12 protein-coding genes and 3 pseudogenes are annotated in these 14,734 nt (G+C 62.2%); 8 read left to right on the top strand and 7 right to left on the bottom strand.

Annotated features, from left to right (window positions below; translation table 11 throughout):
• Positions 1-24: 24 nt before the first annotated feature.
• Positions 25-1,389, bottom strand: a complete 1,365-nt coding sequence (locus BLW24_RS08495; protein WP_090379151.1) for a CYTH domain-containing protein — start codon at positions 1,387-1,389, stop codon at positions 25-27.
• A gap of 112 nt (positions 1,390-1,501) precedes the next feature.
• Here BLW24_RS08495 and BLW24_RS08490 point away from each other — a divergent pair, with 112 nt between their 5' ends.
• From BLW24_RS08490 to argA, 4 genes and pseudogenes are all read left to right on the top strand, one after another.
• Complete coding sequence (locus tag BLW24_RS08490) at positions 1,502-2,179, top strand: TIGR00153 family protein (RefSeq protein WP_090379148.1); 678 nt, start codon at positions 1,502-1,504, stop codon at positions 2,177-2,179.
• A 39-nt stretch (positions 2,180-2,218) separates the two neighbouring features.
• Entirely contained in the window at positions 2,219-3,484 is a 1,266-nt protein-coding gene (locus BLW24_RS08485) for an inorganic phosphate transporter (protein WP_090379145.1), read from the top strand.
• 19 nt (positions 3,485-3,503) lie between these two features.
• A pseudogene (gene argE / locus BLW24_RS08480) lies at positions 3,504-4,505 on the top strand (acetylornithine deacetylase); the annotation flags it as partial.
• Between the two features lie 103 nt (positions 4,506-4,608).
• Positions 4,609-5,907 (top strand): amino-acid N-acetyltransferase, encoded by a 1,299-nt coding sequence (argA, locus tag BLW24_RS08475; RefSeq protein ID WP_090379137.1) that lies wholly within the window; start codon positions 4,609-4,611, stop codon positions 5,905-5,907.
• A 67-nt stretch (positions 5,908-5,974) separates the two neighbouring features.
• Here argA and BLW24_RS08470 read toward each other — a convergent pair whose 3' ends face one another.
• From BLW24_RS08470 to trpB, 4 genes are all read right to left on the bottom strand, one after another.
• Positions 5,975-6,607, bottom strand: coding sequence for a TetR/AcrR family transcriptional regulator (locus BLW24_RS08470; protein ID WP_090379134.1), 633 nt, complete (start codon positions 6,605-6,607; stop codon positions 5,975-5,977).
• An 88-nt stretch (positions 6,608-6,695) separates the two neighbouring features.
• The gene (locus tag BLW24_RS08465; RefSeq protein WP_090379132.1) at positions 6,696-8,141 is read right to left on the bottom strand and encodes a GGDEF domain-containing protein; all 1,446 of its coding nucleotides are present in this window, start codon (positions 8,139-8,141) and stop codon (positions 6,696-6,698) included.
• Positions 8,142-8,572: 431 nt separating this feature from the next.
• Positions 8,573-9,382 (bottom strand): tryptophan synthase subunit alpha, encoded by an 810-nt coding sequence (gene trpA / locus BLW24_RS08460; protein WP_090379129.1) that lies wholly within the window; start codon positions 9,380-9,382, stop codon positions 8,573-8,575.
• Positions 9,382-10,596 (bottom strand): tryptophan synthase subunit beta, encoded by a 1,215-nt coding sequence (gene trpB, locus BLW24_RS08455; RefSeq protein WP_090379126.1) that lies wholly within the window; start codon positions 10,594-10,596, stop codon positions 9,382-9,384. Before trpB ends, trpA begins: the two co-directional genes overlap by 1 nt.
• A gap of 135 nt (positions 10,597-10,731) precedes the next feature.
• On the opposite strand from trpB, the gene BLW24_RS08450 reads away from it, so the two are divergent.
• From BLW24_RS08450 to BLW24_RS08440, 3 genes and pseudogenes are all read left to right on the top strand, one after another.
• Entirely contained in the window at positions 10,732-11,619 is an 888-nt protein-coding gene (locus tag BLW24_RS08450) for a LysR family transcriptional regulator (RefSeq protein WP_090379121.1), read from the top strand.
• 65 nt (positions 11,620-11,684) lie between these two features.
• The gene (locus BLW24_RS08445) at positions 11,685-11,900 is read left to right on the top strand and encodes a dodecin (RefSeq protein WP_090379118.1); all 216 of its coding nucleotides are present in this window, start codon (positions 11,685-11,687) and stop codon (positions 11,898-11,900) included.
• Positions 11,901-12,048: 148 nt separating this feature from the next.
• Positions 12,049-12,303, top strand: a pseudogene (locus tag BLW24_RS08440) (LLM class flavin-dependent oxidoreductase); the annotation flags it as partial.
• A gap of 148 nt (positions 12,304-12,451) precedes the next feature.
• Here the strand turns inward: BLW24_RS08440 and BLW24_RS08435 are convergent.
• Positions 12,452-13,432, bottom strand: coding sequence for an IS5 family transposase (locus tag BLW24_RS08435; protein WP_090375326.1), 981 nt, complete (start codon positions 13,430-13,432; stop codon positions 12,452-12,454).
• Positions 13,433-13,493: 61 nt separating this feature from the next.
• Between BLW24_RS08435 and BLW24_RS08430 the strand changes: the two are divergent.
• Positions 13,494-14,243 (top strand): annotated as a pseudogene (locus tag BLW24_RS08430) (LLM class flavin-dependent oxidoreductase); the annotation flags it as partial.
• 9 nt (positions 14,244-14,252) lie between these two features.
• On the opposite strand, the gene BLW24_RS08425 reads toward BLW24_RS08430, so the two are convergent.
• A complete protein-coding gene (locus BLW24_RS08425) occupies positions 14,253-14,672 on the bottom strand; it encodes a PA0061/PA0062 family lipoprotein (RefSeq protein ID WP_090379115.1) in 420 nt (139 codons plus the stop codon).
• Between the last annotated feature and the right edge of the window lie 62 nt (positions 14,673-14,734).

Below are 14,734 nucleotides of genomic sequence, written 5' to 3'. Positions count from 1 at the left end.
CGCCTCCCACAAAAGACCGGGCGCTTACTTGACCAACTGACGCCAGGCCTTGAGGGAGCCGATGGTCAGCAGCTGCGCCTTGCGCGCAGCCAGCACGTCTGGATCGATGGGCTGGTTGGCCAATTCAACCAACTTGTTTAGCTCACCGTACAGACGGTCGACTTCCGCCACCTCCAGCACCTCGCGGGCCAGATGCAGCCAGACCAGCAAGCGCTCAATACGCGGCAGCTGTTCGGCGAGGTCTTCCGGCTGCTGCTGATAACGGCGCAACTGCAGGGCCGCGCCCTCTTCAGCAATCAGCGTCGGCAACCAGTTGCCCAGTGGCGCAGCGCCCTGGCGATTGCCCCGGTTGTTGCGCTCCACAGTCCAGCTGCGGGCCAACAGCCAGCGCGACAGGTTCAGCGAGAACAGGCCCCAGCGATTGCCCTGCAGTTCAGCGGCGAACAACGCCGGGGCGTTTTTGCGCAGGCTGTCATCGTCCTGGCCAGCCAGGACGCGCGGACGCCATTCCAGCAGCAAGCCATCCAATAGCTCACGCAAAGCATGGCTGCTGGCACGCGGCGCGGCCTGACCAAGACTGCTGAGCAGTGCGCGCAGGCCGATCAGTTGCTCCAACCAGTCGACCAGCAAACGCCAGTGGCCATTGAAGCGGTACTGCTCGGCCAGACGCTGGCTACTGCCCAGCAGGTGCCAAGCCAATGCCGCAACGCTGTCATCCAGGCTGGTTTCCGCGCTTAGGCTTGGCGCCGGCAGACTCAGGCTGTAGCTGCCAGCATCGAACAGGCGATAACCGCGCTCAGCCTTGCTGATATCGCAGGGCATCAGCGCCAGGTCAGCCGCCAGCTCGGCGGCAAATTCCAACAGCGCCTCAGGTTCACCCTGACGCAGCTCCAGCTCCAGCTCGCAGATTTCCTCTTCGCCTTCGCCGGCAATCACCTTGCCCAGGTCCAGCGCGGCTTCGATCACTACCTTGGCCTTGCCACGGCCCCAGGCGATTTCCGCCTTCTCGCGAATAAAGTCGGTGGTGAAGATCGGCACCAGCTGCTTCTTGTCCAGTTCGGCCAGAGCCACCGGCCAGCAGCTGTCATCAAGTTTCTTCAGGTCCAGCTTGGCCTTGGCCAGATACCAGTCCCACTCATTGCGTTCCGACAAGCCGGCCACGCTCTGCCCGCGGGTTTTCAGGGTCTGAATAAACTGCTCACCGTCACGCCGCACGCGCAGGGCCACCTTGGCGGCGGCCAGATCACGCTCGGGGGTATCGAAGTACTGATTGAACAGTTCGCGCTGATCCCAACCACTCTTGTTGCGCTTCTTCAGCAACGGGTGATCACGCAGGGCGGCCAGGGTTTCACGGCTAACCCGCAGTTTGATTTCGGTTTCTTTGTTCATGATGGTGGGAATCAACGCCTACTATGAAATTGTGACAGTCCGATTACATGCGCTGGCGAGCCTGCGGACTGATCCGTATACTTGCCGCCTTCTTAACGCCGGGGCTCACCCTATGCCAGTCAATCCATTTGCCAGCCTGTTTGGCCGTTCACCGATTGGGCCGATGCAAAAACACTTTGCCAAAGCCCACGAGTGCGCAGCCAATCTGGTGCCCTTCTTCGATGCCGTGATGGTGGAAGATTGGGCCAAGGTGGAACAGGTACAACAGGAAATGGCCAGCCTCGAACATGAGGCCGACAAGCTCAAGAAAAGTGTGCGTTTGCACCTGCCCAAGAGCCTGTTCCTGCCCGTACCGCGCTCGGATCTGCTTGAGCTGCTGAGTGTACAGGACAAAGTCGCCAACCGCGCCAAGGACATCGCCGGCCTCATGCTCGGCCGCGAAATGGCTATTCCGCAGGCTCTGCAGCCACTGATGCGCGCCTTTGTGCAACGCACCGTGGATGCCAGCGCCCAGGCCCTGAAAGCCATGAACGAGCTCGACGAGCTGCTGGAAAGCGGCTTTGGTGGCCGTGAAGCGGCGCTGGTCGAATCCATGGTCATGGAGCTGGAACAGATCGAACGCGACACCGACAAGATGCAGATCGAAGTGCGGCGTGCGCTGTTCAAACTGGAGAAGGACCTTCCCGCTGTTGATGTGATGTTCCTCTACAAGATCATCGAATGGATCGGCGACGTAGCCGATCGTGCCGAACGTGTCGGCAACCGACTGGAACAACTGCTGGCGCGCTAAGCGCCAGTGTCCTTTCTGGAATCTACGGATTAATTATTTATGTCTCTGATTGCGGACTACGGCCTCGTATTGCTGCTGCTTGCCTGTCTCTTCGGCTTTTTCATGGCTTGGGGGGTGGGCGCCAACGACGTGGCCAACGCCATGGGCACCTCGGTGGGCTCCAAAGCCCTGACCATCAAACAGGCGATCCTGATTGCCATGGTCTTCGAGTTCGCCGGCGCCTACCTGGCCGGCGGCCAAGTCACCGAAACCATCAAGAGCGGTATCGTCGATGCGTCGATGATCAGCCCAGACCTGATGGTGTTGGGCATGATGTCGGCCCTGCTGGCGGCTGGTACCTGGCTGCTGGTGGCTTCTACCAAGGGCTGGCCGGTTTCCACCACCCACTCCATCGTCGGCGCGGTGATCGGCTTTGCCGCCGTTGGCGTGTCCATGGATGCGGTGAACTGGGCCGGCGTTGGCCCAATCGTGGCCAGCTGGGTAGTGTCTCCGGTGCTGTCCGGTATCGTCGCCTTCGGCCTGTTTGTCAGCGTGCAGAAGCTGATCATCGACACCGACAACCCCTTCCGCAACGGCAAGCGCTTCGTGCCGCTGTATATGTTTGCCACTGGTTTTATGGTCAGCATCATGACCCTGACCAAGGGCCTCAAGCATATCGGCCTGAACCTCTCCGCCACTGAAGGCTTCTTCCTCTCACTGGGTGTTGGCGGCCTGGTCATGCTGCTGGGTATCGTCCTGCTCAGTCGGATCAAGATCGACGTCGAAGCGGACAAGAACTTCCACTACGCCAGCGTGGAGAAGGTCTTCGCCGTGCTGATGATCTTCACCGCCTGCGCCATGGCCTTTGCCCACGGCTCCAACGACGTGGCCAACGCCGTCGGCCCACTGGCAGCGATTGTCGGGGTGATCCAGTCCGGCGGCGAGATGGCCGTTGGCGCCAAGTCGGCCGTGCCTGGCTGGGTATTGCTGCTCGGCGCGGTGGGTATCGTGATTGGTCTGGCCACCTATGGCTACAAGGTGATCGCCACCATCGGCAAGGAAATCACCGAGCTGACCCCAAGCCGTGGTTTCGCCGCTGAACTGGCCACTGTCACCACCGTGGTTGGTGCTTCGGCCATCGGCCTGCCAGTGTCCACCACCCACACCCTGGTCGGTGCAGTGCTCGGTGTCGGCCTGGCCCGCGGTATCGGCGCGTTGAACCTGGGCGTGATCGGCAAGATCTTTATGTCCTGGCTGATTACCCTGCCCGTGGGTGCTGCCCTGTCGATCCTGTTCTTCTACATTCTGCGCGGCGTTTTCCTCTAAACACCCGCTGCACGGTTTTATCTGCGCAGGCGATGGCAGTGGCCCTGGCGGCCTGGTACTGGCCGGCCACAGCGACACCGTGCCGTTCGACGCCGCGCTGTGGCAGACCGACCCGCTCAAGCTCACCGAAGTCGACGGCCGCTGGGTGGGCCTCGGCAGCTGCGATATGAAGGGTTTCTTCGCCCTGATCATCGAAGCCGTGCAACCCTTGCTGACGCAACGTTTCCAGCAGCCGCTGCTGATTCTCGCCACCTGCGATGAAGAAAGCTCGATGTCCGGTGCCCGCGCCCTGGCGGAGGCCGGACGGCCGCTAGGCCGCGCCGCGGTGATCGGCGAGCCGACCGGCCTCAAGCCCATTCGCCTGCACAAGGGCATCATGATGGAGCGCATCGATATTCTCGGGCAGAGCGGCCATTCTTCCGACCCAAGCCTCGGCCACAGCGCCCTGGAAGCCATGCAAGACGTGATGCTGGAGCTGCGTGGCCTGCGTGCGCAATGGCAGCGCGAATACAACAACCCACAATTCAGCGTGCCCACGCCGACGCTGAACTTCGGCTGCATCCACGGCGGCGACAACCCCAACCGCATCTGCGGACAGTGCTCACTGGAGTTCGACCTGCGCCCGCTGCCGGGCATGCAGCCGGAAGCCCTGCGCGCGGCTATTCGCCAGAAGCTGCAACCGTTAGCTCAGCAGCATCAGGTGAAGATCGACTTCGCCCCACTGTTCCCCAGTGTGCCGCCCTTCGAGCAAGACGCAGCCAGTGAACTGGTGCGCATTGCCGAGCGCCTGACCGGGCATAGCGCCACAGCGGTGGCATTTGCCACCGAAGCGCCTTATCTTCAGCGGCTTGGCTGCGAAACCCTGGTACTCGGCCCCGGCGATATCGACTGCGCCCACCAGCCCGGCGAGTACCTGGAAATGTCACGTTTGCAGCCTACTGTGCGTCTGCTGCAACAGCTGATCGAACATTACTGCCTGCAAGCCAAACAACCTGAGTCATCCGGAGGAGAGAACGCGTGAAGCTGCCCCAACTGCGACGATAAAACCGCTGCTCTCGGCTGCCGCCTGGCGCGACTCTGCGCCCCTCCCATGCGTTCCGTATTCGACACAGGTTCTTCAAGCAATGCACGACCACGTCAACTGGCTCCGCCACGCTTCGCCCTATATCAATGCCCACCGCGACTGCACCTTTGTGGTGATGCTGCCGGGCGAGGGCGTTGCCCACCCGAATTTCGGCAATATCGTCCACGATCTGGTGCTGCTGCACAGCCTCGGCGTGCGCCTAGTGCTGGTGCATGGCTCACGCCCGCAGATTGAGGCACGTCTGGCCAGTAACGGCCTGACTCCACGCTTTCACCGTGACCTGCGGATCACCGACAGCCCGACCCTGGAATGCGTGATCGACGCCGTCGGCCAGCTGCGCATCGCCATCGAGGCACGCCTGTCGATGGATATGGCGCGCTCGCCGATGCAGGGCTCGCGCCTGCGCATCACCAGCGGCAACTTCGTCACCGCGCGGCCGATCGGCGTGGTCGATGGCGTCGACTATCACCACACCGGCGAAGTACGGCGCATCGACCGCAAGGGCATCAACCGCCAGCTGGATGAGCGCAGCATCGTCCTGCTGTCACCGCTCGGTTATTCGCCCACCGGGGAGATCTTCAACCTGGCCTGCGAAGACGTCGCCACCCGTGCCGCCATCGACCTGGATGCCGACAAGCTGCTGCTGTTCGGCGCCGAATGCGGCCTGCTCGACGAAGCCGGCAAGCTGGTACGCGAACTGCGCCCGCAGCAGGTACCCGCACACCTGCAACGCCTGGGCAGCAGCTACCAGGCCGAACTGCTCGACGCCGCCGCCGAAGCCTGCAAAGCCGGAGTGCGGCGCAGCCATATCGTCAGTTATGCCGAAGATGGCGCACTGCTCAGCGAGCTGTTCACCCGCACCGGCAACGGCACCCTGGTGGCGCAGGAGCAGTTCGAATCGCTGCGCGAAGCAACCATCGAGGATGTTGGCGGGCTGATGGAGCTGATCACCCCACTGGAAGACCAGGGCATTCTGGTGCGCCGCTCACGCGAGGTGCTGGAGCGCGAGATCGAACAGTTCAGCATTGTCGAACGCGAAGGGCTGATCATCGCCTGCGCCGCGCTGTACCAAATTGCCGACTCGGATTTCGGCGAGCTGGCGTGCCTGGCGGTGAATCCGGCCTACCGCCACGGCGGACGCGGTGATGAGCTGCTCGAACGCATCGAGGAGCGCGCCCGCGCCCAGGGCCTGAAGACCCTGTTCGTACTCACCACGCGCACGGCCCACTGGTTCCGCGAACGCGGCTTTATGCCCAGCAGCGTCGACCGCCTGCCGGCTGCGCGCGCCTCGCTGTACAACTACCAGCGCAACTCGCAGGTGTTTGAAAAGGCGCTGTGAATCCAGCGGTTGTAGGAGCGGGCTTGCCCGCGATCAGCGGTGTCCGCCATCGCGGCCAAGGCCGCTCCTACAGGTTGCGTTTTGGCAGATGGGGCGGCAGGTACAAACTCAGATAGGCATCGAACACCCGCATACCTTCCTCAGCCATACGCGGGGTGATTTCGCCGTGCAACTGCACCGAGCGCGCATAGACGCGGTCGCCCAACTCCATGGCCAGGGCGAATACATCGACATCCTCCGGCAGCTGCGGCAACGGGAAGTGGTGGTCGAACAACTGCTGCATCAACTGCCCAAGCTCGATGTCGTGCTGCCGATCTGCCTGAGTCACCTCCGCAAGGCCGTGCTGCGCCAGAATCAACTGGCGCGCAGCGGCATCGGCGGCATAGATCGCCAGCATGCGCTGCTCCACTAAACGCGACAGATCACGCCAGTCACGCAGCTGCGCATGCTCGATAGGTTCCTGCAGGCAGGCGCGAAACGCGCCGTGGATATCCGCCGTCAGCCCTTCCAGCAAGGCCGGCACACTGGCAAAGAAGTGATAGACCGAAGACGGCGGAATCTGCGCGCGCTCGGCCACGCTGTAGATCGACAGGCCAGCTACGCCCTGCTCGGCCAGCAACTCACGGGCAGCGACCAGAATACCGGCGATGCGGCTCTGACTACTGGCGCGGGGTTTGCGAGCTACAGGTGAACGTGACATGGCGAGACTCTAGAGCAAGGGGTGGGCTATTGGACGCCAGCCGACACCCCTGCCGCAAGCACTGCGGCAACGGTTTTGCCAACGCGGGTTAAAGGCTTACGGTCTGGTTGCGCCCGGCAGCTTTGGCCTGGTAGAGCGCTTGATCGGCGCTCAGCAACATCGCCCTCAGCTCTGTGCCGGCATCGGCCTGCCAGTTCAAACCGATACTGACCGTCAGGTTGATCGTCTCGCCACTGTCCAGCGCTACCGGGTGCGCCTGCACCTGACTGCGCAGCCGCTCGGCAACCCGCAGCGCGGCGTCGAGGCTGACATCCGGCATCAGCACGGCAAACTCCTCACCGCCCAGCCGCCCCAGCAGATCCTCGGCACGCAGCGCCGGGGTGATGGCGGCGACAAACTCAATCAGCGCCGTATCCCCCGATGCATGCCCGTACTGATCATTGATCCGCTTGAAATGGTCAATATCCAGCATCAGCACCGCGACACTCGCTGAACGCTCGCGCTGCTGCGCAATGCAGGCCTCGCTGCGCTCGATAAAGGCCCGACGCAACAAAGTGCCTGTCAGCGAATCATGGTTGGCGGCATAGTCAAGGGTACGCAGCAATTCGTTGCGCGCGGCATTGATACTGGCCACCGTAAGGGGGCCGAGCGCCAGGAAGATCACACCGAGGCGTACCGACAGGGTGGAGTAGATAAACTCCGAACTGGGCGGGGCGTGCAGCACACCGGTCGAGACGGCAATCAGGATGCATATACTGACGGCCAGAGTCAGCAGCACGGTACCGAACAGGCTGTACGTCAGCGCACACCAGAGCAACGCCGGAATCGGGAAGGCAATCGCCCCCGGGCCGCGCACAAGCAGGCCCGCCACGATTGACAGGATCAGCGCGAGCAGCGGTGTCAGATGCAGCAGATCGGCCCGCCAACGCCGCACGGGACGACCAATGCGCATGGCCTTCAACGACCAGACCGGCGCGGTGAGAATCACCGGCAACACGACCAGGCTGTTGACCAGCTCGGTGGTGAACCAGAATTCCAGCCCGGTCAGCAGGCTTTGGCCAAATGCCACCGGTGCGATACCGGCACCGACCAACGCCGTGGGCACCGCGGCGAGCAGGCAGATACCGAACAGGTAGAGCACAGATTGCGGCCGTCGTAGCATACGGTCAGCAGGCTCAAGCCGGCGAAACAACCAAAAGCCGGTCGCCACCCCCACCAGGTTGGCGGCAGTCAGCCACAGGGTCAGTGGCAGTTTGCCGCCGGTCAGCAGGTCTGCCGCCATATAACCACCAATGGCGGCCAGCCAGCCCCAGCGCGAAGCCAGCCGTGGAAAGCGCACAAACAGGCCAAGCAGGATCGCATTGGCGGGCCAGAAGGCGGCGAGAAAGCCCAGCGGCCGGGTCAGAATTCCAAACAGGCTGGCGATGAACACCACCCCGGCCACCAACAACGCGCTAGCCAACACACGCAGCAAGGTCGGGCTGGGATCGGGGCTGGGCAGCGGCGCGTTTATGCTCTGATCAACGGCTTTCATCAGACGGTCCAAACGTTGGGGGCGAGCCCGAGGTAGATGTGAACAGCTGCTGCAAACGCTCGCCAGATATCGAGGACCTGGGTCCAGTCCGGGTTTTGCGGGCGACGATCCTGATGACTGCGTCGATCCTCTCCAAAACGAATGCTTTCTCGGCGCTCACCACTCTGCCGGCGTTCGCTCTTGGCCTTGTCGCGGGGATCGATTGAGAAGTGGCGTTCTTGGGCGGGGCGAGGCCTGCGCCGGCGGTGTGTCTACGGCAGGGCTTGGCAAGGAAGGTTCGATGAAGTCTAGGTTTGCCATGGCACTACTCCTAGCGTTAATGCAGAACAACCCACGGTAGAACTACCGCAGGTTGTCACTGCTCAGGCTAGGTCGACTGGCGAATTCATGCCATGTCGTTCATCTGGAAACGCCGTGGCGTTGCCTGACGCTCAGGCCCGCGCGCTGCGTACGCCTTCAGCCAGTTGGCTGCACAGACTCAGCACGCCATCCACCGCCTGCTCGTGGCTGCTGGCATTGGCGATCTGATCAATCAGCGCCGAACCAACCACCACGCCCTCAGCCAGACGGGCGATGGTCGCCGCATGCTCCGGGGTGCGGATGCCGAAGCCGATGCACAGCGGCAGATCGGTATGACGACGCAGGCGGGTAACGGCCTGCTCGACATGATTCAGGGTGGCCGAGCCGGCACCGGTCACACCGGCGACCGAGACGTAGTAGACGAAACCGGAGCTGCCATTGAGCACCTTGGGCAGACGCTTGTCGTCGGTGGTCGGCGTGGTCAGGCGGATAAAGTCCAGACCCGCCGCCTGGGCGGGATCACACAGATCAGCGTTATGCTCGGGCGGCAGGTCGACGACGATCAGACCATCGACACCGGCTTCCTTGGCTTCGGCGATAAACCGCTCAACGCCGTACTTGTGGATCGGGTTGAAGTAGCCCATCAGCACCAGCGGCGTCATCTGCTCGCCTTCGCGGAACGCGCGGACCATCTGCAAGGTTTTCGCCAGGTCCTGACCGCCTTCCAGCGCGCGGATGTTCGCCAGCTGGATCGCCGGGCCATCGGCCATCGGGTCGGTGAAGGGCATGCCCAGCTCGATCACATCGGCACCGGCTTTGGGCAGGCCCTTGAGAATCGCCAGGGAGGCGTCGTAATTCGGGTCGCCGGCGGTGACGAAGGTCACCAGAGCGGCGCGGTTCTGCTCTTTCAGCTCGGCAAAGCGGGTTTGCAGGCGGCTCATCAGTGGTTCTCCTGCACAGTGTTTTCCATGTGGTGCATAACGGTCTGCATGTCCTTGTCGCCACGCCCGGACAGGTTGATCACCATCAGGTGCTCCTTGGGCAAGGTCGGCGCACGTTTGAAGGCTTCGGCCAGGGCGTGAGCGCTTTCCAGGGCAGGAATGATCCCTTCCTGGCGGCAGCAGGTGTGGAAGGCGGCCAGGGCTTCGTCGTCGGTCACCGAGGTGTATTCAACCCGGCCAACGTCGTGCAACCAGGCGTGTTCCGGGCCGATGCCGGGGTAATCCAGGCCGGCGGAAATCGAGTGGGCATCGATGATCTGGCCATCGTCGTTCTGCAGCAGGAAGGTGCGGTTGCCGTGCAGCACGCCCGGTACGCCACCATTCAGGCTGGCGGCGTGCTTGCCGGTTTCGATGCCGTAACCGGCCGCTTCGACGCCGACGATCTGTACGTCTTTATCGTCGAGGAACGGGTGGAACAGGCCGATGGCGTTCGAGCCACCACCGATGCAGGCCACCAGGCTGTCGGGCAGACGGCCTTCCTGGGCGAGGATCTGCTCGCGGGTTTCCTTGCCGATAACGGCCTGGAAGTCGCGTACCATCGCCGGGTACGGGTGTGGGCCGGCCACGGTGCCGATCATGTAGAAGGTGTTGTGCACGTTGGTTACCCAGTCGCGCAGCGCTTCATTCATCGCATCTTTCAGGGTGCCGGTACCGGCGACCACCGGAATCACGGTGGCACCCAGTAGCTTCATGCGGAACACGTTGGCCTGCTGGCGATCGATGTCGGTGGTGCCCATAAAGATCACGCATTCCATGCCGAAACGCGCCGCCACAGTGGCGGTGGCCACGCCGTGCATGCCGGCACCGGTCTCGGCGATGATGCGCTTTTTGCCCATGCGTTTGGCCAGCAGGGCCTGACCGATGCAGTTGTTGATCTTGTGCGCGCCGGTGTGATTGAGCTCTTCGCGCTTGAAGTAGATCTTCGCGCCGCCGCACATCTCGGTCAGGCGCTCGGCGAAATACAGCGGGCTCGGGCGGCCGACGAAATCACGCTGGAAGTAGGCCAGCTCCTTCTGGAACTCGGGGTCGAGCTTGGCCTTTTCGTACTCTTCGGCCAGGTCATGGATCAGCGGCATCAGGGTTTCGGCAACATATTGGCCGCCGAACGAGCCGAACAGGCCGTTGGCGTCAGGGCCAGTGCGCAAGGAAGTCATGGCGTTCTCCTCAGAAAATTCGGGCGCGTTTGGCGGGCAGTGATGCCCGCGTCTACGGCAATGGGCACAGGATAAAACTGTGGTGCGCGCGGCAAAAGCGATAAGATCGCTGCAACCTGTCAGGAAAACTCACATATGAGCCAAGACCTTCCACCGCTTAACGCATTGCGCGCCTTCGAAGCGGCCGCGCGGCTGAACAGTATCAGCCAGGCCGCCAATGAACTGCATGTCACCCATGGTGCGGTCAGTCGACAAGTTCGGGCCCTGGAGGAACACCTGGGTGTGGCCTTGTTCAGCAAGGAAGGTCGTGGCCTTAAACTCACAGATTTCGGCATTCGCCTGCGCGATGTCAGCGCCGAACTGTTCAACCGCCTGCGCAGCACCTGTGCCGAGCTGCAGCAGGGTCAGGCCGATGCGCCGTTTGTGCTGGCCTGCCCGGGCAGTCTGCTGGCGCGCTGGTTTATCCCGCGTCTGGACCGGCTTAACCGCGAGCTGCCGGAACTGCGCCTGCAACTGTCCGCCAGCGAAGGCGACCTGGACCCACGGCGCAGCGGGGTAGATGCCACCCTGTGGTTCGCCGAACCGCCGTGGCCAGCGGATATGCAGGTCTATGAATTGACTGTGGAGCGTATCGGCCCGGTGCTTAGCCCGCGTTATGCACACTTCGCCGCATTGCATCAGGCACCCGCTGCGGCGCTGCTGGGCGAGCCGCTGCTGCATACCAACTCACGCCCGCAAGCCTGGCCCAGCTGGGCCGCCAGCAATGCCTTGGATGCCGGCGCGCTAAAGCTCGGCCAGGGTTTCGAGCATCTGTATTACCTGCTGGAAGCCGCGGCCGCCGGCCTGGGCGTCGCCATCGCGCCGCAGCAACTGGTGGCCGACGACCTGGCCGGCGGTCGCCTGGTCGCGCCCTGGGGTTTTGTCGAAACCTCGGCACGCCTGGCCCTGTGGGTGCCAGCGCGGCGCCTGGATAAACGTGCGCAACTACTGGCCGAGTGGTTACGTCACGAACTGCAAGGTTGAAGCGACCGCAGGCAGAACCTTGGCGACTCAACTAGCGTTGAATCATCAACCTGTGGAGAACGCCCATGTCTGATCATCACACCTACAAGAAAATCGAAATCGTCGGTTCCTCGAAAGTCAGTATCGAGGACGCCATCGAAAGTGCCCTGACCGAATGCGCCAAGTCGGTACGCAATATGGACTGGTTCGAGGTGGTAGAAACCCGCGGGCATATCGTTGATGGCAAGGTCGGCCACTATCAGGTCACCCTGAAAATCGGTTTCCGCCTGAGCAGTAGCTGACCCACACCACGGGCCGTCGCCTGCGCACGGCCCGGTTATCGCCACAGAAGCACCTACCCCTTGGAATCCGTAGAACAAACCCCACTATCTAACTCAGGTATTGGCGCCTTGTTGCGCCTGAACATACGGATAACCCACAGGCAGCCCGATGAGCGCACTCGCACAGAGTAAATTCTCCACCCTGGATCTCGCCCCGATTCGCGATGACGGCAACGCCGCCCAGGCCCTGCACAACTCACTGGCGCTGGCGCAGCATGTCGAGCGCCTGGGCTTCGAGCGTTTCTGGGTGGCCGAGCACCACAATATGGATGGCATCGCCAGCTCGGCCACCGCCGTGTTGCTCGGTTATCTGGCCGCCGGCACGTCGAAGATTCGCCTGGGCTCCGGCGGGGTGATGCTGCCTAAGGATCCTCTGAAGTAGCCATGCATTTCTGGCTGACGTCAGCCTCTGCTGATTTCGAAAGTGATAAATCGATCAAAAACGATCAGATTACCGGCTCATTTCTGTGTTTTTAGCCGCCGCGAGCACCTCGCGGCAGCCATTTCCAGCATTACGGGCGCACCTCTCCTGCATTCGTCAGTAAATGTCGGCGCGCCATCCACAGATTTGACAGCGCGAATAAAGTCACCAGTTGCGCCGTGTTTTTGACCAGGCCACGGAAGCGCGTCTTCACATAACCGAACTGACGCTTGATCACCCGAAACGGATGCTCGACCTTGGCTCGCACTTGGGCCTTGGCCTTCTCGATTTTGCGCTTGGCTTTGTACAGCGCGCTGCGCTTACCGAGTTTCTTGTAAGTGCTACGCCGTGCTGCAACCTGCCAGATCACTTGACGGCCCTCATGCTCGGGGCGCTTCTCGACACCGGTATATCCGGCATCGGCCCCCACCATGTTTTCCTCGCCGTGCAGCAGCTTATCGACCTGGGTGACATCCGCCACGTTGGCGGCAGTACCCACCACGCTGTGCACCAAGCCAGACTCGTCATCCACCCCGATGTGCGCCTTCATGCCGAAGTAATACTGATTGCCTTTCTTGGTTGAGTGCATCTCAGGGTCACGCTTACCGTTCTTGTTCTTGGTTGAACTCGGCGCGTTGATCAGCGTGGCATCGACGATGGTGCCTTGGCGCAGCGACAAACCACGGTCACCCAGGTAGCCATTGATCACGGCCAGGATGCCGGCAGCCAGTTCGTGTTTTTCCAGCAAGCGGCGGAAGTTGAGGATGGTGGTTTCGTCAGGAATGCGCTCCAGAGTCAGCCCGGCAAACTGGCGTAGGATGGTGGTCTCGTACAGCGCCTCTTCCATCGCCGGATCGCTGTAACCGAACCAGTTTTGCATCAGATGCACTCGCAGCATCGCCATCAGCGGATAGGACGGTCGGCCGCCTTCACCCTTTGGATAATGCGGCTCGATCAAAGCGATCAACCCTTTCCATGGCACTACCCGATCCATCTCGATCAGGAACAATTCTTTGCGGGTCTGCTTGCGCTTGCCGGCATACTCGGCGTCGGCGAAGGTCATCTGCTTCATCGGAAAACTCGGCGGGTGGAGTGCGGATATTTTGCCAAAATCAGGAAGTCTTTTTCAGACCATCCCTAACCATGCACCGCTGGTGATTGCCGAGCAGTTCGGCACCCTGGCCACGCTATATCCTGGGCGCATTGAGCTGGGCCTGGGGCGCGCGCCGGGGGCCGATCACTTCACCGCCCAGGCACTGCGTCGCGACCGGATTGGCAACGCCGATGACTTCCCGATGGATGTCGAGGAGCTGCAGCGCTATCTCGGCCCACGCACGCCGGATCAACGGGTGATCGCCATGCCCGGCAGCGATACCAACGTGCCGATCTGGCTACTCGGCTCCAGCCTGTTCAGCGCTCAACTGGCGGGCGAAAAGGGCCTGCCCTACGCCTTCGCCTCGCACTTCGCGCCGCGCTATATGCATGAAGCGATTCGCGTCTACCGCAACCACTTCAAACCCTCGGCGGTGCTCGACAAGCCCTACGTGATGCTCGGCGTACCGCTGATTGCCGCCGACAGCGATGAACAGGCCGAATACCTGGCCACCTCGGCTTACCAGCGCATCCTCGCGCTGATTCGCGGCCAAAGCCTGGTGCAGAAACCGCCGGTGACCAGCATGCAGGGCCTGTGGCTGCCGCACGAGAAAGAGGCCGTCAGCAGCTTCCTCGGCATGGCGATGATTGGCGGCCCGGACAAGGTGCGCGCGCGCCTGGAAGTACTGCTGGAACAGACCGGTGCCGATGAACTGATCTTCACCTGCGACCTATACGACTTTGCCGACCGCCTGCATGCCTTCGAGCTGCTGGCACAATTACGCGGCTAACCAGGGCCATCAAAACGTGCCGCAGCGCAACACCTGGCCGCGCGCCAGCACATTGCGCTGCTCATCATAGAACCAGGCCTGCGCCTTCATCTGCATGGGCCTGGCCTCCAGCCGGTAGCGCTGGCCGGCCACGAAGTTGTCATGCCGCACGCGAATCTCGCAAGTCACCTGACGCGGCTCATAGGCGCCATCCAGGCCACCACCGCTGTTCACCTCGAACTGAAAGCGCGCCTGCAGTTCATGGGCACCGGCCGGCACCTGGAAGTAACGACCATCGTTGAGGCGCTGGCCATCAAGCCGATCGGCCATCAACACGGTGCCGGCATTACTGCGCAGCTCCACCCAGGCCTGACTCGGATCAGGATCAGGCACGGCCGAGGCGCAGGCGCTGAGCACCAGCACAGCGCCAAGCAAAGCCAGATAACGCATGGGGCACCTCCATAAATCGCAACAGACCCTAGCCTACGCCGATCCCGTGGTGGAGGCAGCAG

This window comes from Pseudomonas anguilliseptica, assembly GCF_900105355.1.
GTDB classification, from domain to species: domain Bacteria; phylum Pseudomonadota; class Gammaproteobacteria; order Pseudomonadales; family Pseudomonadaceae; genus Aquipseudomonas; species Aquipseudomonas anguilliseptica.
The sequence above is the reverse complement of the archived record's forward strand: the minus strand, read 5'-3'. Positions and strand labels throughout refer to the sequence as shown.